At 66.7% G+C, this 26,814-nt stretch carries 25 protein-coding genes; 7 read left to right on the top strand and 18 right to left on the bottom strand.

Annotation, left to right across the window (positions count from 1 at the left end; all coding sequences use genetic code 11):
• Positions 1-64 precede the first annotated feature (64 nt).
• Together AC07XB_RS19350 and edd are read right to left on the bottom strand one after the other, a co-directional pair.
• Complete coding sequence (locus AC07XB_RS19350) at positions 65-574, bottom strand: gluconokinase (protein ID WP_492372697.1); 510 nt, start codon at positions 572-574, stop codon at positions 65-67.
• 188 nt (positions 575-762) lie between these two features.
• Complete coding sequence (edd, locus tag AC07XB_RS19345; RefSeq protein WP_492829434.1) at positions 763-2,649, bottom strand: phosphogluconate dehydratase; 1,887 nt, start codon at positions 2,647-2,649, stop codon at positions 763-765.
• Positions 2,650-2,967: 318 nt separating this feature from the next.
• On the opposite strand from edd, the gene AC07XB_RS19340 reads away from it, so the two are divergent.
• A complete protein-coding gene (locus AC07XB_RS19340) occupies positions 2,968-3,906 on the top strand; it encodes a MurR/RpiR family transcriptional regulator (protein WP_416048083.1) in 939 nt (312 codons plus the stop codon).
• Here the strand turns inward: AC07XB_RS19340 and AC07XB_RS19335 are convergent.
• The 4 genes from AC07XB_RS19335 to AC07XB_RS19320 form a co-directional block, all read right to left on the bottom strand.
• A complete protein-coding gene (locus tag AC07XB_RS19335) occupies positions 3,818-6,256 on the bottom strand; it encodes a DNA internalization-related competence protein ComEC/Rec2 (protein ID WP_492807778.1) in 2,439 nt (812 codons plus the stop codon). The genes AC07XB_RS19340 and AC07XB_RS19335 overlap by 89 nt on opposite strands.
• Before the next feature lie 73 nt (positions 6,257-6,329).
• A complete protein-coding gene (locus tag AC07XB_RS19330) occupies positions 6,330-7,211 on the bottom strand; it encodes a TatD family hydrolase (RefSeq protein WP_492372682.1) in 882 nt (293 codons plus the stop codon).
• Positions 7,212-7,227: 16 nt separating this feature from the next.
• Positions 7,228-7,977 carry a lipoprotein-releasing ABC transporter ATP-binding protein LolD gene (lolD, locus tag AC07XB_RS19325; protein WP_416048080.1) on the bottom strand — a complete coding sequence of 250 codons (750 nt, stop codon included), beginning with the start codon at positions 7,975-7,977 and terminating at the stop codon, positions 7,228-7,230.
• Positions 7,970-9,220, bottom strand: a complete 1,251-nt coding sequence (locus tag AC07XB_RS19320; protein WP_492829436.1) for a lipoprotein-releasing ABC transporter permease subunit — start codon at positions 9,218-9,220, stop codon at positions 7,970-7,972. The genes lolD and AC07XB_RS19320 overlap by 8 nt, the downstream gene beginning before the upstream one ends.
• A 160-nt stretch (positions 9,221-9,380) precedes the next feature.
• On the opposite strand from AC07XB_RS19320, the gene AC07XB_RS19315 reads away from it, so the two are divergent.
• On the top strand, positions 9,381-10,505 hold the full coding sequence (locus AC07XB_RS19315) for a hypothetical protein (RefSeq protein ID WP_492807782.1): 1,125 nt from the start codon (positions 9,381-9,383) through the stop codon (positions 10,503-10,505).
• Positions 10,506-10,532: 27 nt separating this feature from the next.
• The gene (recJ, locus tag AC07XB_RS19310; RefSeq protein WP_492372685.1) at positions 10,533-12,230 is read left to right on the top strand and encodes a single-stranded-DNA-specific exonuclease RecJ; all 1,698 of its coding nucleotides are present in this window, start codon (positions 10,533-10,535) and stop codon (positions 12,228-12,230) included.
• Positions 12,231-12,251: 21 nt separating this feature from the next.
• Here the strand turns inward: recJ and AC07XB_RS19305 are convergent, their stop codons facing one another.
• Positions 12,252-12,974, bottom strand: coding sequence for a peptidoglycan DD-metalloendopeptidase family protein (locus tag AC07XB_RS19305; RefSeq protein ID WP_492372686.1), 723 nt, complete (start codon positions 12,972-12,974; stop codon positions 12,252-12,254).
• 211 nt (positions 12,975-13,185) lie between these two features.
• Here AC07XB_RS19305 and prfB point away from each other — a divergent pair.
• The 4 genes from prfB to AC07XB_RS19285 all read left to right on the top strand — a co-directional run bounded on the left by prfB (position 13,186) and on the right by AC07XB_RS19285 (position 17,802).
• Positions 13,186-14,290, top strand: a protein-coding gene (gene prfB, locus AC07XB_RS19300; RefSeq protein WP_458763439.1) for a peptide chain release factor 2 whose coding sequence is annotated in 2 segments (ribosomal slippage) — positions 13,186-13,266 and positions 13,268-14,290 — 1,104 coding nt in all. Because the reading frame shifts where the segments join, the coding sequence is not laid out codon by codon here.
• A gap of 98 nt (positions 14,291-14,388) precedes the next feature.
• A complete protein-coding gene (locus AC07XB_RS19295) occupies positions 14,389-15,159 on the top strand; it encodes an SDR family oxidoreductase (RefSeq protein ID WP_492829438.1) in 771 nt (256 codons plus the stop codon).
• 40 nt (positions 15,160-15,199) lie between these two features.
• Complete coding sequence (gene lysS / locus AC07XB_RS19290) at positions 15,200-16,738, top strand: lysine--tRNA ligase (RefSeq protein ID WP_043344898.1); 1,539 nt, start codon at positions 15,200-15,202, stop codon at positions 16,736-16,738.
• A gap of 272 nt (positions 16,739-17,010) precedes the next feature.
• Complete coding sequence (locus AC07XB_RS19285) at positions 17,011-17,802, top strand: glycine zipper 2TM domain-containing protein (RefSeq protein WP_492829441.1); 792 nt, start codon at positions 17,011-17,013, stop codon at positions 17,800-17,802.
• A 60-nt stretch (positions 17,803-17,862) separates the two neighbouring features.
• On the opposite strand, the gene iscX is transcribed toward AC07XB_RS19285, so the two are convergent.
• The 11 genes from iscX to AC07XB_RS19230 form a co-directional block, all read right to left on the bottom strand.
• Positions 17,863-18,057 carry a Fe-S cluster assembly protein IscX gene (iscX, locus tag AC07XB_RS19280; RefSeq protein WP_006160183.1) on the bottom strand — a complete coding sequence of 65 codons (195 nt, stop codon included), beginning with the start codon at positions 18,055-18,057 and terminating at the stop codon, positions 17,863-17,865.
• Positions 18,058-18,123: 66 nt separating this feature from the next.
• On the bottom strand, positions 18,124-18,462 hold the full coding sequence (gene fdx / locus AC07XB_RS19275; RefSeq protein ID WP_492372688.1) for an ISC system 2Fe-2S type ferredoxin: 339 nt from the start codon (positions 18,460-18,462) through the stop codon (positions 18,124-18,126).
• Between the two features lie 42 nt (positions 18,463-18,504).
• Positions 18,505-20,367 carry a Fe-S protein assembly chaperone HscA gene (hscA, locus tag AC07XB_RS19270; RefSeq protein WP_492372689.1) on the bottom strand — a complete coding sequence of 621 codons (1,863 nt, stop codon included), beginning with the start codon at positions 20,365-20,367 and terminating at the stop codon, positions 18,505-18,507.
• 125 nt (positions 20,368-20,492) lie between these two features.
• A complete protein-coding gene (gene hscB, locus AC07XB_RS19265) occupies positions 20,493-21,011 on the bottom strand; it encodes a Fe-S protein assembly co-chaperone HscB (RefSeq protein ID WP_183035675.1) in 519 nt (172 codons plus the stop codon).
• Between the two features lie 112 nt (positions 21,012-21,123).
• On the bottom strand, positions 21,124-21,357 hold the full coding sequence (locus tag AC07XB_RS19260) for a DUF3565 domain-containing protein (RefSeq protein WP_150983836.1): 234 nt from the start codon (positions 21,355-21,357) through the stop codon (positions 21,124-21,126).
• Positions 21,358-21,393: 36 nt separating this feature from the next.
• Positions 21,394-21,714 carry an iron-sulfur cluster assembly protein IscA gene (gene iscA / locus AC07XB_RS19255; protein ID WP_017229301.1) on the bottom strand — a complete coding sequence of 107 codons (321 nt, stop codon included), beginning with the start codon at positions 21,712-21,714 and terminating at the stop codon, positions 21,394-21,396.
• Positions 21,715-21,745: 31 nt separating this feature from the next.
• Entirely contained in the window at positions 21,746-22,147 is a 402-nt protein-coding gene (iscU, locus tag AC07XB_RS19250; protein ID WP_006160178.1) for a Fe-S cluster assembly scaffold IscU, read from the bottom strand.
• Positions 22,148-22,209: 62 nt separating this feature from the next.
• Positions 22,210-23,433, bottom strand: coding sequence for an IscS subfamily cysteine desulfurase (locus tag AC07XB_RS19245; RefSeq protein ID WP_492372698.1), 1,224 nt, complete (start codon positions 23,431-23,433; stop codon positions 22,210-22,212).
• Between the two features lie 62 nt (positions 23,434-23,495).
• Positions 23,496-24,050 carry a Fe-S cluster assembly transcriptional regulator IscR gene (gene iscR, locus AC07XB_RS19240; protein ID WP_183035672.1) on the bottom strand — a complete coding sequence of 185 codons (555 nt, stop codon included), beginning with the start codon at positions 24,048-24,050 and terminating at the stop codon, positions 23,496-23,498.
• An 80-nt stretch (positions 24,051-24,130) separates the two neighbouring features.
• Positions 24,131-26,221 carry a site-specific recombinase gene (locus AC07XB_RS19235; RefSeq protein ID WP_492372690.1) on the bottom strand — a complete coding sequence of 697 codons (2,091 nt, stop codon included), beginning with the start codon at positions 26,219-26,221 and terminating at the stop codon, positions 24,131-24,133.
• A 48-nt stretch (positions 26,222-26,269) separates the two neighbouring features.
• Positions 26,270-26,761 carry a low molecular weight protein-tyrosine-phosphatase gene (locus AC07XB_RS19230; protein ID WP_492372691.1) on the bottom strand — a complete coding sequence of 164 codons (492 nt, stop codon included), beginning with the start codon at positions 26,759-26,761 and terminating at the stop codon, positions 26,270-26,272.
• Positions 26,762-26,814 lie beyond the last annotated feature (53 nt).

Here is a 26,814-nt window from a genome sequence, read left to right as displayed (position 1 = left end):
GCCATCAAACATGGATAAGCAAGATGTCTGCCAGCCTTCGCTTCGGGCCAGCCTTGGCATCGGTTCAGCGGGCGATCGCCGCGCTTTTTTCTGCCTGCACTCCGGCCAGGATGCGCTGCACCAGCGCCTCCGGCGTCTGGCGGATATCGAGCACCAGGGCGTCGCGCGGCTCCTCCAGGGTCTCGAACTGGCTCTGCAGCAGGGCGGGATTGAAGAAGTGGTCGCTGCGCTCGGCCAGGCGGCCGCCAATGACCGTAGCATCGCCCTTCATGTAGACAAAGGTCACGCCGCCATCGGCGGGCGTCAGGCGGTCGCGGTAGGTTTGCCGCAGCGCGGAACAGGTAAAGACGTGGGTGCGCCCTTCGGCGCGGGCCGCATCGATCGCCGCGCGCATCGCGGCCAGCCAGGGCCAGCGGTCGTCGTCGGTCAGCGCGATGCCGTTGTGCATCTTCGCCTTGTTGGCGGCGCTGTGGAATTCATCGGCATCGTGGAAGCCGCATTGCAAGGTCTTGGCCAGCAACTGGCCGACCGTGGTCTTTCCGCTGCCGGAAACGCCCATCAGGATGTAGATCATGTCTGCTCCAATGATCATGTTCGGATGGTTTTCCCATCCTTGTCGGTAGTCCCCGCGCCGGCGGCCGGTCGGCTCCGCAAGCGTTCAGCCATGAAGCCATGATAGGACCCGCATGGGCCGGCTCGGGGTCGTCTCCGCCAGCCATCGGCTGCCGGGGACACAAATGACACAAATTTAAGGGGCGCTGCCTATTGTGCGACGGCCGCGCCCGTTTGGACAGCGCCGGGCGCGTCGGCCTCGGAGAGGTCCAGCGCGCTGCCGCCCTCCTCCGCGATCCGCGCGTTGCGGCGGAACAGCCCGAACAGGCCCCGGCCGACGCTGAAATTCGTAAAGGCGTCGTCCGGCAGCACGGCTGAAGCACGCGTGGCCAGGTCGCCGTCGCCATTCGCGGCGCCAAGCCATTCCAGCGTGCCTGCCACGGCGTCCACGCGGATCCGGTCGCCGTCACGCACGCGCGCCAGCGGGCCGCCGGCAAGTGCCTCAGGCCCCACATGAATGACCGCCGGCACCTTGCCAGAAGCGCCGGACATGCGGCCATCGGTCACCAGCGCAACCTTGTAGCCGGCGTCCTGCAGCGAGCCCAGCACCGGGGTGAGACGGTGCAGTTCTGGCATGCCGTTGGCGTTGGGTCCCTGGAAACGCACGACCGCGATCATGTCGCCCGTGAACTCGCCGGCTTCGAACGCGGCTTGCAATTGCTCTTGCGAGTCGAAGACGCGTGCCGGTGCTTCGATCACCCGATGCTCATCCGCCACCGCCGACACCTTGATCATGCCGCGGCCAAGATTGCCTTGCAGCAGGCGCAAGCCGCCCTCGGTGGAGAACGGCTCGGCCGCAGTGGCCAGCACCGTGGCATCACCGCTGACGGCGGCGCCGTCGCGCCACTGCAGCACGCCGTCGATCATCACGGGCTCTTGCGTGTAACGGGCCAGGCCACGCCCGGCCACGGTTTCCACGTCCTCGTGCAGCAACCCGGCGCTGAGCAGCTGGCGAATCACGTAGGCCACGCCGCCCGCGGCGTGGAAGTGATTCACGTCGGCCGAGCCGTTGGGGTAGACACGCGCCAGCAGCGGCGTGATGCGCGAGAGGCGGTCGAAATCATCCCAGTCGATGAGGATGCCCGCCGCGCGCGCCATCGCCACCAGGTGGATGGTGTGGTTGGTCGAGCCACCCGTGGCCAGCAGGCCGACCACGGCATTGATCACCGCGCGCTCGTCGACGATGCGCGCCAGAGGCAGGTAGTCGCCGCCCCGCGCCGTCAGGGCCAGCGCGCGTTGCGCGGCGGCGGCGGTGAGCGCGTCGCGCAGGCCGCTGTCGGGATGCACGAAGGCCGCGCCCGGCATATGCAGGCCCATGATTTCCATCAGGAACTGGTTGCTGTTGGCGGTGCCGTAGAAGGTGCATGTGCCGGCGCCGTGATAGGCCTCGCACTCGGCCTCCAGCAAGGCTTCGCGGCCAACCTGGCCGGTTGCGTATAGCTGGCGCACGCGCGCCTTTTCCTTGTTGGACAAGCCCGTCGACATCGGCCCGGCCGGCACGAACACCACCGGCAGGTGGCCGAACTGCAGCGCGCCCATCAGCAGGCCCGGCACGATCTTGTCGCACACGCCCAGCATGACCGCGGCATCGAAGGTGTTGTGCGACAGCGAGACCGCCGTGGCCATCGCAATGGCATCGCGCGAAAACAGCGACAGTTCCATGCCGGCATTGCCCTGCGTGATGCCATCGCACATCGCCGGCACGCCGCCCGCCACCTGCGCCACGGCGCCAACGGCACGCGCGGCCTCCCGGATCACGCCGGGATAACGTTCGTACGGCTGGTGGGCCGACAGCATGTCGTTGTACGCGGTAACGATGCCGAGGTTGGCAGCATGCTCGACCCGCAGCTTGAGCTTGTCGTGCGTGGGCAGCGCGGCCATGCCGTGCGCGAGGTTGGCGCAGGACAGCCCGCGCAAGGGGCCCAGCTCCTGCTGGGCGCGTTCGCAACGCGCGAGATAGGCGGCGCGGCTGCGCTGGCTGCGCGCGATCACGCGCTCGGTGACGGCGTGGACTTCGGCGTGGAGGGCTTTTGACATTGGGGGGAGTTCCTGGTCGTGATGCCTGATCGTATCCGGGAGGACTGGGGGGACTTGCGGTCGCTATTGTTTGTAGATTTTCTACATTATATCGAAAGCCAATTTGAAAACACCATGCGCGCACATCACAAAGCGTTTTATTCATGGCATATTTAGCGCACATAGGTGAAATCCCTACCCGGTAGTCACGTTGAAGCCGCGATGACCCCGTCTCTGATTATGTAGAATATCTACATGCCGCTCGATCCGTCGAGCCACGGATTCCGGGGCCAAAGCCAGAACAACTCCCCGGCACAGACAGCCCATCCCTGCCCTACCATGCGCGACCGAATTCTTGCCGTCTACGACACGCTTCGCCCCTCCGAACGCCGCCTTGCCGACTATGTCGCCCGCCACGGCGCCAGCGTGATCCGCTTGTCGATGCCCGAGCTGGCCGAGCGCGCAGGCGTATCCCAGCCCACCATTGCGCGCTTTTGCGCGGCGCTGGGCTACGACGGCTTTCGCGAGTTCAAGCTCCAGTTCGCCCAGAACGTGGGCGGCGGCACGCCCTTCGTGCACCAGGACGTCAAAGCCGAGGACCGCCCCGCCGATATCGCCGGCAAGGTGTTCGACCGCACCATCGCCACCCTGATGACCGTGCGCAACGCATTGTCGGCAGACCAGATCGAACATGGCATCCAGCTGCTCGCCGCAGCCAGGCGCATCGAGTTCTATGGCTGCGGCAACTCGGGCATCGTCGCCCTGGATATCCAGCACAAGTTCTTCCGCCTCGGCATGCCGACCGTTGCCTACTCGGACTCGCACGTCTTCAGCATGTCGGCGGCGCTGCTCGGACCCGGCGACGTGGCCGTGCTGGTCTCCAACAGCGGGCGCACGTGGGACATGCTGGCCGCCGCCACGCTCGCCCGCGCCAGCGGTGCCAGCGTGCTGGCGCTGACCCACAGCGGCTCGCCGCTGGCCGCGCTGGCGGACGTCTGCGTGTTCTCGGACGTGGAGGAAGACAGCGAGGTCTACACGCCGATGACCTCGCGCATCTGCCACCTGGTGCTGGGCGACGTGCTGGCAGCGGGCGTCGCCCTTGAGCGCGCCGACACCGTCTCCGCCGGCCTGCAGCGCGCCAAGGCGCACCTGCGCGAGCGCCGCATCGCGCAGGCCGAGCCCGCGCATCTCAGCGAGGCGCAGGCGGCGCCGCGCGCCAGTAGCGCCGCGCGTGCTGGCGGTAGGCCTGCAGCGCGTAAGACTCGCCGCGCGTCGTAAGCTGGACCGCGCCGGTCTCGTCGCTGCGATAGCGGGCGATCTCGTGCGAACCGTAGCGGTCCCAGATCTCGGGCCGGGGATGCCGGTGGCGGTTGCGGTAGCCCACCTGGAACAGCGCGACCTCCGGTGCCACCACGGCCAGGAACGCGCCGCTCGATGAGGTGTTGCTGCCGTGATGCGGCACCTGCAGGAAATCCGCGCGCAAGTCTTGCGTCGACAGGCGTGCCAGCAGCGCCGCCTCGTCACGCCGGCCGATATCGCCGGTCAGCAGCAGGCTGCGCGCGCTGCCCGCCACCTTGAGCACGCAACTGCGCGCATTGCTGTCGATGGCGGCATTCTGCGCGATGCCCGGCAAGGGATGCAGCATGGCAAAGCGCACGCCATCCCACTCCCACTGCTGCCCCGCCTCGCAGGGCTGCGCTTCCAGGTGCGCAGCGCTCGCCGGCGGTACCAGCAGCCGATGTCCCGCCGGCGCGCCAGATAGCAGGCTGTCCACCGGCAGCGCCGCCATGATGTCGCGCGCACCGCCAGCATGATCCGCGTCTTCATGGCTGATCACCAGCGTGTCCAGCCTGCGCACCCCAGCGCCGCGCAAGAACGGCACGATATCCCGCGCGCCGGCGCTGTTGCCCAATTCGCCACGCGCGGCACCCCAGCCGTAAGCCGGCCCGGCATCGTAGAGCAGCACGCGCGAGCGCGTTTCCACCAGTACCGCCGTGCCTTGCCCGATATCGATCGCGGTGGCGCGAAACTCCCCGTGCGCCACCGGCTGCCGCCCCGCCAGCACCATCGGCAACAGCAGTACCACGCCATGCAGGCGCGCGCGCAAGCCACAGGGCACGGGGGCCAGCAACAGCAGCGAGCCGAGCACCGCCAGCGCCAGCGCCGCCGGCCCGGCGCGCGCGGCCTGCCACACCGCCCACGGCGGCGCCGACAGCCACTCCAGGCCCAGCACCAGCCAGTGCAGCAGCAGATGCGCGGGGCTGAGCAGCCAGCCCGCCAGCGGCGCGGGCACCGCCGCCGCCAGCAAGGCCATCGGCGTCACCAGCAGGCTGACCAGCGGGATCGCCGCCGCATTGGCCAGCGGCGAAATCACCGAGACCTGCTGGAACAGCAGCAAGGTCAGCGGCACCAGCCCGATCGTGACGGACCATTGCGTGCGCGCCGCCTGCGCAAGGCTGGCGCGAACACGCTGCCAACGCGTCAGCGCGGACTGATTGGCGGGTTGCGCCGCGGCCAGGAAGATCACGCCCACCGCGCCGAACGAAAGCCAGAACCCGGGCGACAGCACAGCCCAGGGGTCGAGCCCGATCGCCACGAACGCCGCCCAGGCCAGCACCAGCGAGGCCGGCGGCGTGCGCCCGCTCCAGAGTGCCAGCGCCGCCACCACCAGCATCGACACGGTGCGCAGCGCCGGCACCTGCATGCCCGCCAGCAGGCCGTAGACGAGGGCTGCAATCACCGCGCCCACCAGCGCGGCGCGCCGCGCCGGCCACCACAGCGGCAAGGGCCGCGGCAGCCATCGCCCGAGCCCGAACGAATGCCGCCACAGCCAATGGACGAAGCTGGAGAACAGGCCGGAAATCATGGTGATATGCAGGCCGGAAATGCTGATCAGGTGGCCGATGCCGGTGCGTGTGAACAAGATCCAGTCCCGCTGCTGGATGCCGTGCTGATCGCCAACCACCAGGGCCGCCAGCACCGGAGCGAAGCGGGCATCGGCTGGCAGGCTTTGCAAGACGTGATCGCGCACCTGCGCCCGCCATCGCGCGATCCGCCACGCGAGCCGTTCGCCGACAGCGTCCTGCGGCTCGCCGATGGCATCGCGCACGTAGCCAGTCGCGCCAAGCGCGGCCGCCATCAGCCAGAATTCGTAATCGAAGCCATGCGGGTTGGCCAGGCCATGGGGCTGCCGCAAGCGCACGGTGAAGACGTAGCGCTCGCCCGGGCGCAAGCCGGCCGGGGCATCGTCCCAGCCCAGCAAGACGCGGGGCGGCATGCCCGCCGCATCGTCAAGCGCGAACACGAAGCGCTGGCCGCGCGCGGCCTGCGCCGGCAGCCCGGCCACCACGCCACTCACCTGCAGGTCGACCCCTTCCAGCCCAGGCGCCAGCCGCTCTGCCAGACGAGCCTCGGCGCGCCACGCCGAACAGCCGAAACCAGCCAGCAGCGACAATACGATCCAGGCCACCCGCGCCCAGCCAGGCCGGCGCGTGCGCAGGCACAGCGCGAGCGCGGCCGCCAGCAGCCCGGCAGCCGCCAACACCCACGCCGCGCCGCCACGCGGCAGCGAGCCTTGTTGCTGCAGCCACCAGCAGCCCGCCACGAAGGCGAGCAAGAACAGACGCATGCGGACTCCCCCAACGGGCAGATGGGATATCGGATGCGTCTGCTTATACGGCCGTTACCGGCCGCCAGACTCGTCAGGATGAAACGGATTGGTTGCCGATTGTTTCGGCCGGGGCCAATGCAGGCAATGCCGGGGGAAACATGGTTGACGCGAACGCGCCCAGCCGCGGCAAGGCCGCCACGGAGTTGCGCCACATCGCCTGCGCCAGCGGCGCGGCATCCAGCCCGCGCAACTCGCCCAGCACGCGCGCCACGCCGGCCACTTCGGCAGGCGTGTTGCGCGCCTTGTGCTGCTCGCCGAACTGGTCGTCGGACAGCCAGGCGGGCGCGATGTCGGGTGCGTCGGTTTCCAGCACGATGGCGTCGAGCGGCAGCTCCGCCGCCAGGCGCCGGATCTGGTTGGCGCGGCTGAAGGTCAGGTTGCCGCCGAAGCCCAGCTTGAGGCCCTGGTCGATAAATCCCCGCGCCTGCTGCACGCTGCCGTTGAAAGCATGGGCAATACCCTGGCGCACGCCGATGCGGCGCAACTGGGCCGCCACCTGGTCCTGCGACTTGCGCACATGCAGCAGCACCGGCAAGTCCAGCTCGCGCGCAATCTTGAGTTGCTCGGCATAGATCCAGGCCTGGTGCGCGGCATCAAGGCCGGGCACGAAGAAATCGAGCCCGATCTCGCCGATGCCGACGAAGCGCGGATCGGCCAGCGAGGCTTGCGCCTCGTTGCGCAACGCATCGAGGTCGGCCTGCCCCGCGCCCGGCGTGCACAGCGGATGGATCCCCAACGCGTAGACGCAGCTAGCGTGGCGATGCGCCAGCGCCCGCACCGCGGCAAAATTCGACACGGCCACCGCCGGCAGCACGATGCCCGTCACCCCCGCCGTGGCAGCGGCGGCGGCAACGGTGTCACGGTCGGCATCGAATTCGCCGGCGTCGAGGTGGCAATGCGTATCGATCCACATGGCGGGTTCCGCTGGTTCAGCGCTCGCGGTGGATATGCCCATCGCGCAATCGCAGCACGCGATCGCAGCGGCTGGCCAGGTCGAGGTCGTGGGTCACGATCACAAAACTGGTGCCCAGCGTGCGCGACAGTTCCAGCATCAGATCGTAGACGCCGCCCGCGGTATGGTCGTCCAGGTTGCCGGTGGGCTCGTCGGCCAGCACGCAGGCCGGGCCGCCCACCAGCGCGCGGGCGATCGCCACCCGCTGGCGCTCGCCGCCGGACAGCTCGCCGGGCCGGTGCTGCGCCCGGTCGCCCAGGCCCACGCGCTCCAGCACCGTCATCGCCGCCGCGCGCGCCTCGGGCTGGCGCAGCCCGCGGATGCGCATCGGCATGGCCACGTTATCCAGCGCGGTGAACTCGGGCAGCAGGTGGTGGAACTGATAGATGAAGCCCAGCTCGCGGTTGCGCACGATATTGCGCTCGCTCTCGCGCAGCGCGGTGAAAGGCCGGCCCTTCAAGGCGACCCGCCCGCTGTCCGGGTTGTCGAGCCCGCCCAGCACATGCAGCAGCGTGCTCTTGCCGGAACCGGAAGCGCCCACGATGGCGACTTTCTCGCCCGCATCCACCCGGACATCCACGCCCTTGAGCACGGTCACGTCCAGGCCGCCCTGGCGGAAACGCTTGGTCAGGCCCTCGGCCAGCAGCACCGGCATATCCGAGCCGGCCTTGCCAGCGGCGTCTGCGGCATTGCCGGCCGGTGCGGCGTGCATCAGGGTTTCACTCATAGCGCAGCGCCTCCGCCGGGTTGACGCGGGCAGCACGCCAGCTTGGGTAGAGCGTGGCCAGGATGGACAGCACAAAGGAGACGATACCGATGGTCGCAATGTCGTTCACGCGGGGATCCGAGGGCAGTTCGCTGATGAAATAGATGTCGCGCGGCAGGAACTGCACATGCAGCAGCCGTTCGATAAAGGGCACGATCACATCGATGTTGAAGGCGATCAAGGCGCCGCCGGCAACCCCCGCCAGCGTGCCGATAAAGCCGATGGCAACGCCCTGCACGATAAAGATCTTGGTGATCGAGCTCGGCTGGGCGCCCATGGTGCGCAGGATGGCGATGTCAGCCTGCTTGTCCGTCACAGTCATGACCAGCGTGGACACCAGGTTGAAGGCCGCCACCGCGATGATCAGCGTCAGGATGATGAACATCATGCGCTTCTCGGTCTGCACCGCGGCAAACCAGTTGCGGTTCTGCTTGGACCAGTCCCGCAGGTAAAGCTCGCCCGAGAGCGTGCCGGCCAGTTCGTCGGCCACCTGGGGGGCGCGCTGCATGTCCGTCAGTTTCAAACGCACGCCGGTGGGCCCGGCGAGGCGGAACATGGCTTCGGCGTCGCGGATATTGATCAGCGCCAGCGCGTTGTCGAACTCGAAATGGCCGGACGAAAACACGCCCACCACCGTGAACTGCTTGAGCCTCGGCAGCACGCCGGCCGGCGTGATGGTGCCCTGCGGCACCACCAGCGTGACCTTGTCGCCCACCTGCACGCCCATCGCGTTGGCCAGCTCATTGCCCAGGGCGATGCCGAACTCGCCCGGAAGCAGGCGCTCCATGCTGCCACTCCGGAACTGCTTGCCGATATCGGAAACCTTGGGTTCTTCCGAAGGCTCGACCCCGCGCAACAGCACGCCGCGCACGGCGTCCTCGCGAGTCAGCATGGCCTGCGCGGCCACATAGGGCGCAGCACCGATCACTTCCTTGTTGCGCATCGCCTCGGCGGCGGTCTTCTGCCAGTCGGGCAGCGCCCCGGGGCCGACCACCTCGATGTGCGACAGCACGGAGAGCATGCGATCCCGCACTTCTTTCTGGAAACCGTTCATCACCGACAGCACCACGATCAGCGCCGCCACGCCCAGCGCAATGCCGAGCATGGAAATCATCGAGATAAAGGAAATAAAGGTGTTGCGGCTGGCGCGCTTGCTTGCGCGGGTGTATCGCCAACCGATCTGCCACTCGTAAGGAAAGTTCAAGAGGGTTCCTGTTGTTAAGGAGAAACGCCGGCGCCACACCGCCGACGCCGCTGATGACTTGCTGGCCGCACACCCGGGGCGCCGCTCGCGCCACTGTCGCAACCGGGCCGGGGACGATATTTCCGCCGTCAGCCAGCCGCAAGTTTACAATCTCGGCACCATGATGACGCACCTGACCCTGATTGTGCCCTTTTCTGTCCCGCCCGGCGCCGCGATCGACGCCGACGGTGGGGGTAACGACGCCATGCTCGAAGCCTTGCTGCGGCAGTTGGAGTTGCCGGCGCTGGGAAAGTTGCTCACGCGCGCCAGCCCCGGCCCGCGCGAGCGGCACGACGACCCCTTCCTGCGCGCGCTGCCGCATGAGCGCTGGCTGGCCGGGCGCGCTGGGCTCGACACGGCCCGTGTGCCCAGCGCCCCGTACATGCGCCTGGCCGACACGACCGCCGCCGGCAACGGTGCCACGGCGGACGATGGCCAGGCCTGGGCCTGCCTGCAGCCGGTGCATATCCATGCCGCGCGCGACCACCTGGTGCTGATCGACCCGGCTCAGCTGCATATCCGGGCCGAGGAGTCCGCCGCCCTGCACGCCGCAGTGGCGGCGCTGCTGCAGGAATCCGGCATTGTGCTTGAAACACCGCACCCGGCGCGCTGGTACATCCCGCAAGCCGTGTTCGGGCCACTTGTGGCCGCCAGCCCGCTGCGGGCCACCGGCCGCAATATCGATGTGTGGATGCAGGCCGGCGAGCGCGCCCGCGACTGGCGCCGGATCCAGAACGAAATCCAGATGACCTGGTACGACCATCCGGTGAACCAGGCCAGGGAAGCTGCGGGAGAGTTCTCCGTCAATTCGGTCTGGCTCCACGGCGGCGGCACCCTGCAGCCGGTGCCGCGCCTGGCAGACACGGTACTGACCGGCGACGCCTTCCTGCGCGGCGTGGCGCTGGCCGGCGGCGCGGCATGCCAGCCCCAGCCCCCGTGCTTCAAGGCAATCCAGGCGATGCAGGGCAGCGCCATGGTACTGCTGGACGACGCCATCGAGTCCCATATCGCCCAGGACTGGGGCCTGTGGATCGAGCGCATGCACACGCTCGACGCCGAATGGTTCGCGCCCGCCCTGGCCGCCCTCGAAGCCGGGCAGTTGCAGGCGGTCACGCTCATGCTGTCCGGCGACAACCACTACGCCGAGTTCACCGTGCGCCGCGCCGACCTGCGCAAGTTCTGGCGCGGCCTGGGCCAGCGCGGCGACTGGCGCGCGCTGCTGTCCGACCTCGCCTATGCCGCCTGATCCCCTGGTTTTCCGCAAGACCCCGCAATGACAAAAATCGCTGTTCGCTCTTTTTCCACCGAGCACGCTGGCAAGCTGGCCGGGTTCGGCCTGCATCCCACGCTGGCGCGCATCCTCTCGGCACGCGGCGTGCGCGAGCCGGCCGAGCTCGCCACCGAGCTGCCCGGCCTGGTGCCGCCGGCGGCCATGAAAGGCATCGACCACGCGGCCACCTACCTTGCCGACGCCATCGCCGCGGGCCGGCGCCTGCTGATCGTGGCGGACTATGACTGCGACGGCGCCACCGCCTGCGCGGTGGGCGTGCGCGGTTTGCGCATGCTGGGGGCGCGCATCGACTACATCGTGCCCAACCGCTTCGAGTACGGCTACGGCCTGACCCCGGAGATCGTGGCCCTGGCCGCCAAGCAGCAGCCGGATGTGATCGTGACGGTGGACAACGGCATTGCCAGCGTCGACGGCGTGGCGGCGGCCAATGCGCTCGGCATCGACGTGGTGGTGACCGACCACCACTTGCCCGGCGACCAGTTGCCCGACGCGGCAGTGATCGTCAACCCCAACCAGCCCGGCTGCGAATTCCCCAGCAAGAACCTGGCGGGCGTGGGCGTAATGTTCTACGTGCTGCTGGCCTTGCGTGCCGAACTGCGCCGCCGCGGCGTGTTCGACGCGCAGACCCAGCCGCGCCTGGACGCCCTGCTGGACCTGGTTGCGCTAGGCACGGTCGCCGACGTGGTCAAGCTCGACAGCAACAACCGCATCCTGGTGGCACAGGGCCTGAAGCGCATGCGCGCCGGCCGCATGCACGCCGGCGTGGCCGCCCTCTTCCGCGCCGCCGGGCGCGAGGCTACGCGCGCCAACACCTTCGACCTGGGCTTTGGCGTGGGCCCGCGCCTGAACGCCGCAGGGCGGCTGGCCGACATGTCGCTCGGCATCGAATGCCTGCTGACCGACGACGCCAACCGCGCCTGGGAGATCGCCCAGGAACTCGACGGCATGAACCGCGAGCGGCGCGATATCGAAGCTGGCATGCAGCAAGAAGCCTTGCAGATCCTGGAAGGCCCGCTGGGCGCGCTGGACCCGGCCGCGCGCTTTACCGTCAGCGTGTTCAACGACACCTGGCACCAGGGCGTGATTGGCATCGTGGCCTCGCGGCTCAAGGAAAAATACCACCGCCCCACCATCACATTCGCCCCGGGCGACGAAGACACGATCAAGGGATCGGGCCGCTCCATCCCGGGCTTTCACCTGCGCGATGCGCTGGACCTGGTGTCCAAGCGCCATCCCGGCCTGCTGAAGAAGTTTGGCGGCCACGCCATGGCGGCCGGCCTGACCCTCAGCGCCGACAGCTTCGGGCTGTTCATGGAAGCGTTCGAGGCGGTGGGGCGCGAATGGCTGAGCGACGAGCAGCTGGCGCGGGTGATCGAGACCGATGGCGACATCGAGGATGCCTGCTTCAGCCCGGAATTCGTCTCGCTGCTGGAGCAGCAGGTCTGGGGCCAGGGCTTCCCGGCGCCCACCTTCTGCGGCGAGTTCGACGTGCTGCGCCAGAGCGTGCTCAAGGGCAAGCATCTGAAGCTGCAGCTAGGGCGCGGCAGCCAGCGCTTCGACGCGATCTGGTTCAACCATGCGGAGTCGCTGGGCGCCAGCGCGCTGGTGGCCTACCGGCTCGACAACAACACCTTCAACGGCATCACGCGGGTGCAGATGGTGATCGAGCACGCGCAGTAGCGCGCCTGGCTGGCGGGTGGCTTAGCCGCGCGACGGCAGCAGCCCCGCCGGATCCACCGGCTTGCCGTTGTTGCGTACCTCGAAATGCAGCTCGCTGTCGGCCGTGCCCATGCGCCCGACCTCCTGTCCGTTGGCTACCTGCGCGCCCTCGCTGACCGAGGGCTTGTCCAGGTTGCCATACACCGTCAGCCAGTTGTCGTCGTGCTTGATGATCACCAGCATGCCATAGCCGCGCAGCTCGCCAACGTGGATGGCCTTGCCGGCGGCGGCCGCGCGCACCACGCTGCCGGGCGCCGTGTTGATACGCAGGCCCTTGCTGGCAGGTGGCCCGTAGCCGGCGGTCACGCGGCCGTCGGCCGGCCATTGCAGGCGGATGCTGGTGGCGGGCGCGCGCGACGGCGCGCTGTTGTCCACCCGCGGGGTGTCCCCGACCGCCACCGGGCCGTTGCCAGCAGCCGTGCCGGCGCTGGCGCCAGCCGGCGGGCGGACCCGCAGCAGTTGCCCAACTTCGATCCGGTCCGCGCTGGGCAGCTGGTTCCAGCGCACCAGGTCGCGCACCGAGCGCTTGTGCCGCCGGGCCACGGTGTACAAGGTATCGCCGCTCTGCACCCGGTAGTAGCCATCCGGCGCGGGTTCGCTGGCCAGGGTGCCGCAGCCGGCGGCCAGGCACGCCGCAGCAGCGGCGGCCAGCAGGCCAAGCGCGCGGCGCCGCGCGTTCGTCTTGTCGTGGTTGCTTTGCTTCATCACGTACTTATCGTCCCTCCCTGTCCTTAGCTTGAAGCCTGCCGGGTGGCCGGCCTTGGGCCGACGGCGCGTTCGAGTCTGCCATGACGCACCCGCAACTGTAGACCCTCCAGGGAGCAAACCGTTCGAAATCGCGCAACAGATGCGATCAGGGCCGGGGCAAAAGCCCCCGATCCGCTATAATTCAAGGTTTTGAAAGCGCAGGAACATCATGGAAGCAGAACGCCTCAACGCCATCTCCGGTGCCATCTCTGATCTCCGTTCGCGAACGGAAGATCTACGGGGGTATCTTTGACTACGATGTCAAAGTAGGACGACTCGACGAAGTCAACGGCGAACTCGAGGATCCCGAGGTCTGGAACAACCCCAAGCGGGCCCAGGATCTCGGCAAGGAAAAGAAAATGCTGGAGGGCGTGGTCGGCGTGCTCGGCAAGCTCACGGACGACCTTAGCGGTGCCGACGAGCTGTTTGAGCTCGCCCGCGAAGAAGGCGACGACGACACGCTGGAAGCCATCGAGACCGACGTTTCCGGCTTCGAGGCCATCGTCGCCGACATGGAATTCCGCCGCATGTTCTCCGGCGAAATGGACCAGGCCAACGCCTTTATCGACATCCAGGCCGGCGCCGGTGGCACCGAAGCCTGCGACTGGGCGTCGATGCTGCTGCGCCAGTACCTGAAGTATTGCGAACGCAAGGGCTTCAAGGCCGAAGTGCTGGAAGAGTCGGAAGGCGACGTCGCGGGCATCAAGAGCGCCACGATCAAGGTCGAGGGCGAGTACGCGTTCGGCTACCTGCGCACGGAAACGGGCGTGCACCGCCTGGTGCGCAAGTCGCCGTTCGATTCGTCGGGCGGCCGCCACACGTCGTTCTCGTCGGTCTTCGTCTACCCCGAGGTCGACGAATCGTTCGAGGTCGACGTCAATCCGGCGGACCTGCGCGTGGATACCTACCGTGCCTCCGGCGCGGGCGGCCAGCACATCAACAAGACCGATTCGGCCGTGCGGATCACGCACATCCCGACCGGCATTGTGGTGCAGTGCCAGAATGACCGCTCGCAGCACCGCAACCGCGCCGAAGCCATGTCGATGCTGAAGTCACGCCTGTATGAGCACGAAATGCGCAAGCGCCAGGCCGAAGCCGACAAGCTGGAGTCGTCCAAGACCGATGTGGGCTGGGGCCACCAGATCCGCTCGTACGTACTGGACCAGAGCCGCATCAAGGATCTGCGCACCAACGTGGAAATGTCCAACACGCAGAAGGTGCTGGACGGCGACCTGGATCCCTTCATCGTAGCCAGCCTGAAGCAAGGGCTGTAACCACGCAGCGGCGCCACGCCGCCGCCACGCGCCCCCGGCAAGGATCGGCGTGTGGCGGCGGCAGGTGCGGCCACTCACCTGCCGGGACAATCTTGACCATGACCGCAGCATCGACCGCAGCAACGCATCTGATCATCATCACGGGCACCTCGCGCGGGCTCGGTGCCTCGCTGACGCAGGCAATGCTCAAACCGGGCAACCGCCTGGTATGCGTGTCCCGCAGCCGCAATCCCGAGCTGGAACGGGCGGCGTCCGCCAGCGGCGTCAAGGTAGCCTGGCACTTGCAAGACCTCTCCCAAGCCGGCCCGTCGGCAACCTGGCTTGGCAGCGTCCTCGATGTCGTCGAGGAAACGCTTGCCAGCGTCACGCTGATCCTGAACGCGGGCATGATCGATCCGATCGGCCCCATCGCCAACCTGCGCGAGCCGGCGCTGGTGCAGCATCTGCTGACCAACCTGGCCACGCCGATGACCATGACCGCGGCCTTCCTCTCGCACACCGAGCGCTTTGGCTGCCCGCGCAAGATCCTGGCGATCTCCTCCGGCGCGGCGCGCCGCCCGGTCGAAGGCTGGAGCGCATATTGCGCCGGCAAGGCGGGCCTGGACATGTTTGTGCGCTCCATCAACGCCGAATACGCGCAGGCGCCGGCGGAACGCGCCGTGCGCGCGGTAGCGCTGGCGCCGGGCGTGGTCGATACCGGCATGCAGGCCACCATCCGCAACGCCGACTTTGCGCAGGTGCAGCGCTTCCGCGACCTCAAGGACAACGATCAGCTGGCCTCGGCCGACGACACCGCGCAGCGTATCGCTGCGTACCTGGAGCGGCCTGACTTCGGCAGCACCGAGCTCGACGACATCCGCAATACATGAACCTCGCGCGGGCCTGGCCCGAGCGACTCACCAAGACATCATGACCGAATCCAACCGCGCTCCCGCCGAGACCAACGTCCCGGCCGCAGCCGACGAAAACAAGATCATCGCGGAACGGCGCGAGAAGCTCCAGGCCCTGCGTCAGCAAGGCCCGGCCTTCCCCAACGACTTCCGCCCGACCCACCAGGCCGCCGCGCTGCACACGCAGTACAGCGAGACCGAGCAGGCCGTGCTTGAAGCCACCCCGGTGGAAGTCGCCATCGCCGGGCGCATGATGCTCAAGCGCGTGATGGGCAAGGCCAGCTTTGCCACCGTGCAAGACGGCTCGGGCCGCATCCAGTTCTACATCAGCCGCGATGCGATTGGTGAAGACGTGTACGCTGCCTTCAAGAAGTGGGACCTGGGCGATATCGTGGCCGCCCGCGGCACGCTGATGAAGACCAAGACCGGCGAGCTGTCGGTGGCGGTGACCGAGCTGCGCCTGCTGTCCAAGAGCCTGCGCCCCCTGCCCGGCGACTACTACGGCCTGGCCGACCAGGAACAGAAATACCGCCAGCGCTATGTGGACCTGATCGTGTCGCCGGAAACGCGCGCCACCTTCCGCGCCCGCACCAACGCCATCAGCTCGCTGCGCCGGCACATGGCCAGCAACGACTTCATGGAAGTCGAAACGCCGATGCTGCACCCGATCCCGGGCGGCGCCACGGCCAAGCCGTTCATCACCCACCACAACGCGCTGGACATGCAGATGTTCCTGCGCATCGCGCCCGAGCTGTACCTGAAGCGCCTGGTGGTGGGCGGTTTCGAGCGCGTGTTCGAGATCAACCGCAACTTCCGCAACGAGGGGGTGAGCCCGCGCCACAACCCTGAGTTCACCATGATGGAGTTCTATGCAGCCTACACGGACTACCGCTGGCTGATGGACTTCACGGAGGACCTGATCCGCCAGGCCGCGATCGACGCGCGCGGCAGCGCCGTGCTGACCTACCAGGACCGCGAGCTGGACCTGTCCAAGCCGTTCCATCGCCTCACCATCACGCAGGCCATCCAGAAGTTCGCGCCACAATATACCGACGCGCAACTGGCCGACACGGAATTCCTGCGCGCCGAGCTGAAGAAGTTCGGCATCAATACCGGCGCCCCGCAATTCCTCAACGCAGGCCTGGGCACCCTGCAACTGGTGCTGTTCGAGGAAACCGCCGAAAGCCAGCTGTGGGAGCCGACGTTCATCATCGACTACCCGGTGGAAGTCTCGCCGCTGGCGCGCGCCTCGGATACCCAGCCGGGCATCACCGAGCGCTTCGAGCTGTTCATCACCGGCCGCGAGATTGCCAACGGTTTCTCCGAGCTGAACGACGCCGAAGACCAGGCCGAGCGCTTCCGCAAGCAGGTCGACCAGAAGGATGCGGGCGACGAAGAAGCGATGTACTTCGACGCCGACTACATCCGTGCGCTGGAATACGGCATGCCCCCGACGGGCGGCTGCGGCATCGGCATCGACCGCCTGGTGATGTTGCTGACCGACAGCCCGAACATCCGCGACGTCATCTTGTTCCCGCATCTGCGCCGCGAGGACTGACGCGGCGCGGCGGCCTCGCCGGGCCGCCTCGCACAGCAAAAAGCCCCACCGATTTTTGGTGGGGCTTTTTGCTTGTGGCTGCGAGCTTGTTACAAACACAGCCCGGGAAGGCCATGCATTTTCACCGCCAAGCCTATGATTTAACAGAAGATTTCAGCCTACAGAAACTTACAAATTCAAACGGAAAATGGCAGTGAATTGGGCCAAACTAGGTCCATCGAATCGCTAGCCATCAGTACCGCTGACCGGCTGCGTTTTGCGAGGAAAATAATATGTCGAATCCGACCTTGCACCAATCCAACGAGCCAGCCATGCCCGCTTCCCTGCCCACCCAACGCCGCCTGCATCCGCTGGTCGGCGCCGCCGCGGTAGCCATCGTGATCGCCAGCCTGACAGCGGTCGCCGCCATGACCGGCGTGCTGCCTACCAGCAAGGCCATGCAGGGATCGCAGCAGTCCCCGACTGCGCCTGTCGCCGGCAATGGCACCGTCAACGGCACCATCAATGGCGCCGACACCGCGCAACTGCCGGCGCCGGGTAGCACCACGCGGCCGCCCGAGGCCGCGAACCTGGCGCAGGCGCCCGTCACCCCGGCCGCACCGGCGCCAACACCGGCACCCGCTGCACGCCGCGCCCAGGAGCGCAGCAGCGCCAGCCGCGATGCAGGCTATGGCCCCGCGACCAGCCGCAACGACAATGGCGCCTATGCTGAACGCCAGCCGGCGCAAGGCAGCGCGTATGCCGGCCGCGTCGTTGCCATCACCCCGATCGAAGCACCCAAGCCGGCCAGTGGCCTGGGCGCCGTCGGCGGCGCGGTCATCGGCGGCCTGCTCGGCAACCAGATCGGCAAGGGCAATGGCCGTATCCTGGGCACCGTGGCCGGTGCCGTGGGCGGCGGCTTTGCCGGCAACCAGATCGAGAAGACCGTGCGCAAGGACACCAGCTACCAGGTCCGCGTGCAGATGGACAACGGCAGCCACCGCACCTTCACGTATCAAGCCGACCCGGGCGTGCAGATCGGGGAACGTGTGCACATGCAGGATGGCCAACTGGTCGCTGGCTGAGCCGGCATCCGCAACAGCGAAAAAAAACCGCGGAAAACGCGGTTTTTTTCGTTCCAGCCCTTATTCCGCTTCTTCAATCCAGGCGGATTGAATCGCCTCCAGGATCTTCTCGCCCGAGCGATCGGCCACATCGGCAAAGCCGTCCAGTTCCATGACCCAGCGGTGCAGGTCGGTGAAGCGGATGGTGGTGGGATCCACGTCCGGGTACTTGTCGTACAGGGCGGCGGCGATGTCGTAGGTGTCGGTCCACTTCATGGGTATTCTCTCCGGTCAGTTCTGGTCAACTCTGGTCAGGCGAGCAAGTCGGCGAGCGCGCTGCGCTCAATGCTCTTCCTTGGCATGGTTGATCGTGTACTTGGGGATCTGCACGGTGAGGTCGCTGTCGGCCACCAGGGCCTGGCAGGACAGGCGCGAGTTGGGCTCCAGGCCCCAGGCCTTGTCGAGCAGGTCTTCCTCTTTCTCTTCGGCCTCTTCCAGCGAGTTGAAACCCTCGCGCACCACCACGTGGCAGGTGGTGCACGCGCAGGACTTCTCGCAGGCGTGCTCGATCTCGATGCCGTTGCCGAGCAACGCGTCGCAAATGCTGGTACCGGCTTTGGCTTCGAACACGGCCCCTTCGGGGCAGAGTTCGACGTGGGGCAATACGATGATCTGTGGCATGGAATGTCCTGGATATGGATAGGGTGCGATTGGCCTCGGGGATCAGCCCAGGTCCTGCACCTTGCGGCCGGCCAGCGCGCTCTTGATCGAGCGGTCCATCCGGCGGGCAGCGAATTCGTCGGTGCCGTGGGACAGCGCTTCCACCGCTGTCTTGATGGCGTGGTGATCTTCGCCTGCGGCAATGTCGCTAGCGGCCGTGATCAGGCGTTCCACGTCGGCACGCTCCTCGGCCGAGAGCAGGTCGCCATCGAGTTCGAGCGCGCGGCGCGTGGCTTCGATGAGGCGCGCGGCGTCCACGCGTTCCTCCGCCAGCGCACGGCTCTTCATGTCGTGCTCGGCTTCACGGAAGCTGTCCTGCAGCATGCGGGCGATCTCGTCGTCGGCCAGGCCGTAGGACGGCTTGACGGTGATGGTCGCCTCCACGCCGGATTGCGTCTCGCGCGCGAAGACCGACAGCAGCCCGTCGGCGTCAACCTGGTACGTCACGCGAATGCGTGCCGCGCCGGCCACCATCGGCGGGATGCCACGCAACTCGAAACGCGCCAGCGAGCGGCAATCGCTCGCCAGTTCGCGCTCGCCTTGCAGCACGTGGATGGCGATGGCCGTCTGGCCGTCCTTGAACGTGGTGAATTCCTGCGCGCGGGCGACTGGGATGGTGCTGTTGCGCGGAATGATCTTCTCGACCAGGCCACCCATGGTTTCCACGCCCAGTGACAGCGGAATCACGTCCAGCAGCAGCCACTCCTCGCCGGGAGCGCCGTTGCCGGCCAGCAGGTTGGCCTGCATGGCCGCGCCCAGGGCCACGACCTTGTCCGGGTCGAGGTTGGTCAGCGGCGGCTGGCCGAAGAAGTCTCCCACCGCCTTGCGGATGGAAGGGATGCGGGTCGCGCCGCCAACCAGCACGACGCCCTTGACCTCGTCCGCCGCGACGCCGGCATCGCGCAGCGCCTTGCGCACAGGCGACAGGGTCTTTTGCACCAGCGGCGCGGTCAGCTCGACAAAGGTCGAGGCCGACAGCGTCAGGTGCACGATCTCGCCACTGTTCAGCACGGCATCGATCACGGTCGAATCGGCCGCCGACAACGCTTCCTTGGCCGCGCGGGAGCGCACCATCAGCAGGCGCATATCCTCGGCAGACAGCGGTTGCAGGCCAGCCTGCTCGACGATCCAGCACATCAGGCGCTGGTCGAAATCGTCGCCGCCCAGGGCGGAATCGCCGCCGGTGGCCAGCACTTCGAACACGCCCCGGCTGAGCTTGAGGATGGAGATATCGAAGGTGCCGCCGCCGAGGTCGTACACCGCGTAGATGCCCTCGGAAGCGTTGTCCAGGCCATAGGCGATGGCTGCCGCGGTCGGCTCGTTGAGCAGGCGCAACACTTCAAGGCCGGCGAGCTGCGCGGCATCCTTGGTAGCCTGGCGCTGGGCGTCGTCGAAATAGGCGGGCACCGTAATCACCGCGCCGACGAGTTCGTCGCCGAGCGAATCCTCGGCACGCTGGCGCAGCGTGGCCAGGATTTCCGCCGAGACTTCCACCGGACTCTTCACGCCGGCCGCGGTCTTGATCTGCACCATCCCGGGCGCGTCGACGAAATCGTAGGGGCTGTGCTCGATATGCGCGACGTCGCGCAGGCCGCGCCCCATGAAGCGCTTGACCGAGACGATGGTGTTCTTGGGGTCGTGCACCGCTTCTTCCTGCGCGCGGTAGCCGATCTGCGTACCCTTTGGCAGGTAGCGCACGACCGAAGGCAGCAGCGCGCGGCCGCTTTCGTCGGTCAGGACTTCGGGAATGCTGTTGCGAACCGCTGCCACCAGCGAATTGGTGGTGCCAAGGTCGATGCCGACCGCGAGCCGCTTCTGGTGGGGTGCCGGCGACATGCCGGGTTCGGAGATCTGGAGCAGTGCCATGATGAATCTTCTTTATTCGTGCGGTGGCAAAAACGGCCCGTCGCACAGGCCGGCTTTGCGCCGGGGCGCCATTGTGGCATGGCTGGGGCGAACTTGCCTGGCGGCGCTGGAGTCCCTCGGGGACCCTAGCCTTCCAGGCGGTCGATCGCCTCGCTGGTGTCGTGCTCGATTTTCTCGATGAACATCAATTGCCTGGCCGCGCTGCCAGCACCCGCGTTATCGCCGGCATCGAGCAGCGCACCCAGCGCCGCGTGGCGCTCGCGCTTCTCGCCACGCAACTCACGCAGCAGCGCATCGAGGCGCGCAACATCATTCTCTTCAACCGCTTCCTGCAGGGCCTCGCGCCATTCCATCTGCTGCATCAGGAAGGCGGGCGCCATGGCAGTATTGCTCTCGGCCTGAATGTCCACGCCGCGCAGCGTCAGCAGGTAGATCGCGCGCTTGAGCGGCTGGCGCAGCGTGCGGTACGCCTCGTTGGCATGCGCGGCCCATTGCATGGCCACGCGCCGCTCGGCATCGCCGGCATTGGCAAAGCGGTCCGGGTGCGCCTGCGATTGCACGGTCAGGTAGGCGGCGTCCAGCGCCGCCTCGTCGACTGCATATCCGACCGGCAGGCCGAACAGCGCGAAATAATCGTCTTTCAACACCTTCCCCAACAAAAAGGAGCGGCTGCGCCGCCCCTTTGAACTTCCTTCAGCGTGAAAGCGGCACGCTGACCGCGCGGCACAGGCCGCAGCAATGTGGCGGCTGATCCGGTCAGGCAGCGCGCTTTGCGCCGCTGCCCGCCCAATCCGCCGGCGGCTCCGCCCGATCGCATTTCAGGCAGTTCACCAGCTCGCCCATCCTGGCCGCACGCCCCTGCGGCGTCAGCGTCCACGGACGCATCTGCCAGGGCGGGTCATGGCGCATATGCTGGCCGTGCCCGCAATCGAGTTCCGCCACCCAGTGGCTTTCCTCGTCCTGGTGAAAGCCGACAATGCTGCGTTTCATCGTTTCATCGTATCCGGCGTGCCGATGCCAGCACGCTCAAACCCGGAACGACTCTCCGCAACCGCACTCATCCTTGACGTTGGGGTTGTTGAAGCGGAACCCCTCGTTCAGGCCTTCACGCGCGAAATCGAGCTCGGTGCCATCGATATACGGCAAGCTCTTGGGATCGACGATCACCTTGATGCCGTGCGACTCGAACACGCTGTCTTCCGGCAACAGGTCGTCGACGTACTCCAGCTTGTAGGCCAGGCCCGAGCAGCCGGTGGTCTTGACGCCGAGGCGCAGGCCAACGCCCTTGCCGCGGCGGTCCAGGTAGCGCGCCACATGCTTGGCGGCCTTCTCGGTAAGCGTGATCATCGCTGCTTCATCCCTTGATTGAACGCGGAACTCAGGCGGCCTTCTGCTCGGCGCCTTCGTGCTTCTTCTTGTAGTCCTCGACCGCTGCCTTGATGGCATCTTCGGCCAGGATGGAGCAGTGGATCTTCACCGGCGGCAACGCCAGTTCTTCGGCGATGTGCGTGTTCTTGATTTCCAGTGCCTGATCCACGGTCTTGCCCTTGACCCATTCGGTCACGAGCGAGGAGGACGCGATGGCCGAGCCGCAACCATAGGTCTTGAACTTGGCGTCTTCGATCACGCCAGCTTCATTGACCTTGATCTGCAGCTTCATGACGTCGCCGCAAGCGGGCGCGCCAACCATGCCGGTGCCCACCGCGTCGTCGTTCTTGTCGAACGAGCCAACGTTGCGGGGGTTTTCATAGTGGTCGAGAACCTTGGTGCTGTATGACATTTTGGCTACCTCTTGGCGTATCGGTATTTATGGGGTCTTGCGTGGGTCTTGGCGCTTGGTGCTTAGTGCGCGGCCCACTGGATGGAATTCAGGTCCACACCGTCCTTGAACATTTCCCACAGCGGCGACAAATCGCGCAGCTTGGAGATCTTGCTCTTGAGCAGTTCCACGGTGTAATCGACTTCTTCCTCGGTGGTGAAACGGCCCACCGTGAAGCGGATCGAACTGTGCGCGAGTTCGTCGTTGCGGCCCAGGGCGCGCAGCACATACGAAGGCTCCAGCGACGCCGAGGTGCAAGCCGAGCCCGACGACACCGCCACGTCCTTGATCGCCATGATCAGCGATTCGCCTTCGACGAAGTTGAAGCTGACATTGAGGTTATGCGGCACGCGTTGTTCCAGGTCGCCGTTCAGGTAGACCTCTTCCATGCCCGACAGGCCACGCCACAAGCGATCACGCAGCATGCGGATACGTTCGTTTTCCGTAGCCATTTCCTCACGGGCGATGCGGAAGGCTTCGCCCATGCCCACGATCTGGTGCGTGGCCAGCGTGCCCGAACGCATGCCGCGCTCGTGACCGCCGCCGTGCATCTGCGCTTCCAGGCGCACGCGCGGCTTGCGGCGTACGTACAGCGCGCCCACGCCCTTCGGGCCGTAGGTCTTGTGTGCCGAGAACGACATCAGGTCGCACTTCAGCGTGTTCAGGTCGATCGCTACCTTGCCGGTGGCCTGGGCGGCGTCGCAATGGAAGATGATGCCCTTGGCGCGGCAGATCTCGCCGATCTGCGCCACGTCCTGGATCACCCCGATCTCGTTGTTGACCAGCATCACCGACACCAGGATCGTGTCAGGGCGGATCGCCGCCTTGAGCACTTCGATGTCGACCAGGCCATTGTCCTGCACGTCGAGGTAGGTCACCTCGAAGCCCTGGCGCTCCAGCTCACGGGTGGTGTCGAGCACAGCCTTGTGCTCGGTCTTCACCGTGATCAGGTGCTTGCCCTTGCCCGAATAGAAATTGGCCGCGCCCTTGATGGCGAGGTTGTTGGACTCGGTTGCGCCCGATGTCCACACAATCTCGCGCGGATCGGCGCCCACCAGTGCCGCCACCTGCTCACGCGCTTCTTCCACCGCGCGCTCGGCATCCCAGCCGTAGGCGTGGCTGCGCGAAGCCGGATTGCCAAACTGTTCACGCAAGTACGGAATCATCTTGTCCGCCACGCGCGGGTCTACCGGCGTGGTGGCTGAGTAATCCATGTAGATGGGGAAATGTGGGGTGCTCATCGTTATGACTGCCTTTTAGGGACCGCTATGCTTGACGTTGCTCTCTGTTCTCTTGCCGGCTGCCCGTCTTACGACTGAGCCAGGCTGAAAACCGAATTCACCACCCGCGCACGCGCGGGCTTTTCCTGCTTGTCCGCCTTGCCGATCGGCGCGGCCACGGTTTGCGCAGCCGACTCCTCGCGCATGTCGTGCAACACCGCGGGACACTTGGCGCGCTGCTGGTCGACCAGGTTCTTCAGGGAGACGGAATCGAGATACTCGACCATTTTCTGGTTCAGCGTGGCCCACAGTTCGTGGGTCATGCAGCGACCGGTTCCCTCATCTCCGTTACAATTACCCTTTCCGCCGCATTGCGTGGCGTCGAGCGGCTCATCGACCGCGATGATGATGTCGGCCACCGTTACGTCTTCCGCCTTGCGGGCAAGACTGTAGCCGCCGCCCGGGCCGCGCACGCTTTCCACGATCTCGTGGCGGCGCAGCTTACCGAACAGCTGCTCGAGGTAAGAGAGGGATATTTTCTGGCGCTGGCTGATGCCCGCTAGCGTAACGGGGCCCTGATCCTGGCGCATGGCCAGGTCAATCATGGCGGTTACCGCGAAGCGGCCTTTGGTCGTCAGTCTCATGATGCTGGGGAGTACTTGATCATTTTGGTCAAGTATAAAAGAAGTCGACTAATTCAGTCAAGTACCCCTGCCGCATCGCATCAAACCTGCCCCTGCTCCGCCGAGGCCGCGCCAACGGGCGCGCGCGGCGGCACGATCAGCGACCAGGGGTGTTTCAGGATGCGCCGCCGCACAGCCGAACTCAGCGCCCGGCGATCCACCCGGCGCAGGCTGCGTGAGCGCAACGCCATATTGAAGGCCAGCGCGAAGCTCACCGCGACGTTCAGCAGCCCCATCAGCGCAATGCCCGCCACCGCCAGCCAGAACGACGGCATCTTCAGCACGGCAAAGCCCAGCACGCCGATCGCGGTGCCCACCGAGCCGGTCGACAAGGTGACGTGCCGCACTTCCATGTGGGGACCGAAGAAGCTGAGGATCTCCGGTCCCAGCCCGAGCAGCAGCCCCAGCGACACATTGGCAGCGATCCCCGACATATTGCGCTTCCAGAAGTCCGCCATCCGCGTGGCTCCCTGCGCACCCAGCACATAGCGCAGGCGGCGGTTGTACGCCATCACGTCATGCACCTTGTGCAGCGCGAACCAGTTGTCGGCCCAGCCCGCCACGAGGCTGGACAGCCACAAGAGTACCCCCGTGAAGATCGCGTAGATCGGCGTGGGGCCAAGAATGGAAAACGACTCGATGGTGGCGATCGCCTTGGCGGGTGTGATCAGGTTGGCGCCCAGGATGCGGTTGGCGAGCCACTGGATGCCCATCGCCACCGGGAACACCACCACCAGGTTGCCGAAAATCGCTGCGGCGTTTGAGCGGATCATGGCGATGGTGTCGTCAACGAAGATCTCCCGCCCCTCCGGCCTGCCGACCGCATCGAGCCGGTGCGCCAGCGCTGGGCCGGTCATCGCCGGCTGCTTGGTCGCCAGCGTGAAATGCGCGAAGTGGATCACCAGGAAGCTGCCCGCATAGTTGAGCGAGGCCAGCAGGCCCTCGATGAACTTATCCAGGTGCAGCCCATAGATCAGGAACTTGAGATAGACCGTGCCCACGGTGATCAAGCCGCCACCGGCAGCGGCCCGCATCAGTTCGCGATACTCGCGGCGATCGCGGGTGATGTAGTGCTCGCCGGTCTCGGCCGAGCGCTCAACCACCTTGCGCGCCAGTTGCGAAAACGAGGTGCCCGCCAGGTGCCCGATACTGCGCCGCGCCTGGGTGGAGCGAATCAGCGCCGCGATCAGGTGGGCGTGCCGGCCGCGCCGCTGCGGCTCAACCCAGGTCGCCAGCAACAGCTCGATGCGCGCGAGCCGGACCTTCATGCGCTCGATCTGGAACACCACCTCCACCGAGACGCCGTTCTCCTCCAAGTCGTCGTACACGCGCTGAGCCGCCTGGTGGCAGCCATCGAGCAGCGCGCGGAAATAGTTGAGCCGGTGCGCGAAAGCCTCGCCGCCGTGCGCCGCCTCCTCCTCTTCGCACAAGGCTTGCACAGCGCTGTCCAGCCGGAAAAACGGCGTGTCCTGCACCTTGCCCTTGAGGCGAGAGCGAATCGCCTGGCTCAGTCCGGTAGCACGCACCTGGCTGACCAGCACCTGGATGCTGGTGGCCAGTGTGCGGTCGAAACGATCCCATTCGGGCGGCGCTGCAGCTTCGCCTGGCGCTTGCGGGTCGTCGGTGCGCAGCACGGCAGCCAGCCGCTCGAGCAGGTCGCCATCGAGCGCCTCGACCCAGTCGGCATCGTTATCATCGATAAACAGCAGCGCGAACAGGCCCGCCATATCGCTACGGTTGGGCGGAGGGGGCAGGAACCGCGCCTGCAGCCGGTTCAGCACCTCGCTCCAGAAGCCCGGGTGGGAAGCCACGCCGGTGTCGCACAGCAAAGTGACCGGATCGTTATCGCGCACGATGGAACGCACCATGCGGGCAAAGCGCCCCGCCACTTCCGGATTGCGGCCAAGCACCTGTAGCAGGTAGCGCAGCCGCACGTGCTCCCGGCGACTCTTGTCGGCCGCCACACCTTCGGCGCCTGGCAGCCCGTCGCGCCGGATCCAGTAGCCCAGCTCGATCAGCCAGCCGTTACGGTCCGCCAGCGGCGCCTCCGGGTCCGCTGCCGCCAGGATTGCGTCGAGTTGCAGGCTGGCATTGCGCGACTCGCGCCATTTGCGGAACAGGGAACGAAACATGAATCCTCGTGAAAGTAATGGAAAGGCTGCAAGGGCGGGCGAGCGCGATCAGGTGGCGCCGCCAAGCCCCTTGGCACGCAGCATGGCGATCACGCCATCGCAGGCGTCCTCGACATAGTCGAGCACGCGCTCGAAGCCATCACCCTCGCCGTAGTAGGGGTCCGGCACTTCGTCCGCGGCGTGCCGGCTGGCGAAACTCATCAGCAGGCGCAGCTTGTCCTGGCTGCCAGGCGGACAGATGGCGCGCAGCGCGGCCAGGTTGTCCTGGTCCATGGCCAGCAGCAGGTCGAAACGGGCGAAATCCTGCACCAAAGCCTGGCGCGCGCGTTGCGCGCGGAGGTCATAGCCACGGGCCAGCGCATGACGCTGGGAGCGCGCATCCGGCGCGCGCCCGATGTGATAGCCATGCGTGCCGGCGGAATCCAGCTCGACCAGATCGGCCAGGCCGACCGCCTCCAGCTTGGCGCGCAGCACGCCCTCCGCGGTCGGAGAACGGCAGATGTTTCCCATGCAACACATCAAAATGGCGTATTTCTTCATAGGGGTGTGGCGCTATCCAGCGCCGAAAGCTAGACGACAAAACGCGGCACGCG

The sequence above is a fragment of the Cupriavidus sp. GW821-FHT02F09 genome (assembly GCF_059421605.1).
This window is presented reverse-complemented; position numbering and strand designations above follow the sequence as displayed.

Excerpts from the sequence above, each read along its gene's own strand:
- lolD (WP_416048080.1), bottom strand. The coding sequence starts at position 7,977 with ATGAGTGAAACCCTGATGCACGCCGCACCGGCCGGCAATGCCGCAGAC.
- AC07XB_RS19350 (WP_492372697.1), bottom strand. The coding sequence starts at position 574 with ATGATCTACATCCTGATGGGCGTTTCCGGCAGCGGAAAGACCACGGTC.
- AC07XB_RS19315 (WP_492807782.1), top strand. The coding sequence starts at position 9,381 with ATGATGACGCACCTGACCCTGATTGTGCCCTTTTCTGTCCCGCCCGGC.
- iscA (WP_017229301.1), bottom strand. The coding sequence starts at position 21,714 with ATGATCACGCTTACCGAGAAGGCCGCCAAGCATGTGGCGCGCTACCTG.
- iscU (WP_006160178.1), bottom strand. The coding sequence starts at position 22,147 with ATGTCATACAGCACCAAGGTTCTCGACCACTATGAAAACCCCCGCAAC.
- AC07XB_RS19335 (WP_492807778.1), bottom strand. The coding sequence starts at position 6,256 with ATGCGTCTGTTCTTGCTCGCCTTCGTGGCGGGCTGCTGGTGGCTGCAG.
- AC07XB_RS19260 (WP_150983836.1), bottom strand. The coding sequence starts at position 21,357 with ATGAAACGCAGCATTGTCGGCTTTCACCAGGACGAGGAAAGCCACTGG.
- AC07XB_RS19305 (WP_492372686.1), bottom strand. The coding sequence starts at position 12,974 with ATGAAGCAAAGCAACCACGACAAGACGAACGCGCGGCGCCGCGCGCTT.
- AC07XB_RS19330 (WP_492372682.1), bottom strand. The coding sequence starts at position 7,211 with ATGTGGATCGATACGCATTGCCACCTCGACGCCGGCGAATTCGATGCC.
- recJ (WP_492372685.1), top strand. The coding sequence starts at position 10,533 with ATGACAAAAATCGCTGTTCGCTCTTTTTCCACCGAGCACGCTGGCAAG.
- lysS (WP_043344898.1), top strand. The coding sequence starts at position 15,200 with ATGACCGAATCCAACCGCGCTCCCGCCGAGACCAACGTCCCGGCCGCA.
- AC07XB_RS19295 (WP_492829438.1), top strand. The coding sequence starts at position 14,389 with ATGACCGCAGCATCGACCGCAGCAACGCATCTGATCATCATCACGGGC.
- AC07XB_RS19340 (WP_416048083.1), top strand. The coding sequence starts at position 2,968 with ATGCGCGACCGAATTCTTGCCGTCTACGACACGCTTCGCCCCTCCGAA.
- iscX (WP_006160183.1), bottom strand. The coding sequence starts at position 18,057 with ATGAAGTGGACCGACACCTACGACATCGCCGCCGCCCTGTACGACAAG.
- edd (WP_492829434.1), bottom strand. The coding sequence starts at position 2,649 with ATGTCAAAAGCCCTCCACGCCGAAGTCCACGCCGTCACCGAGCGCGTG.
- AC07XB_RS19230 (WP_492372691.1), bottom strand. The coding sequence starts at position 26,761 with ATGAAGAAATACGCCATTTTGATGTGTTGCATGGGAAACATCTGCCGT.
- hscA (WP_492372689.1), bottom strand. The coding sequence starts at position 20,367 with ATGGCACTGCTCCAGATCTCCGAACCCGGCATGTCGCCGGCACCCCAC.
- iscR (WP_183035672.1), bottom strand. The coding sequence starts at position 24,050 with ATGAGACTGACGACCAAAGGCCGCTTCGCGGTAACCGCCATGATTGAC.
- fdx (WP_492372688.1), bottom strand. The coding sequence starts at position 18,462 with ATGCCACAGATCATCGTATTGCCCCACGTCGAACTCTGCCCCGAAGGG.
- AC07XB_RS19235 (WP_492372690.1), bottom strand. The coding sequence starts at position 26,221 with ATGTTTCGTTCCCTGTTCCGCAAATGGCGCGAGTCGCGCAATGCCAGC.
- AC07XB_RS19285 (WP_492829441.1), top strand. The coding sequence starts at position 17,011 with ATGTCGAATCCGACCTTGCACCAATCCAACGAGCCAGCCATGCCCGCT.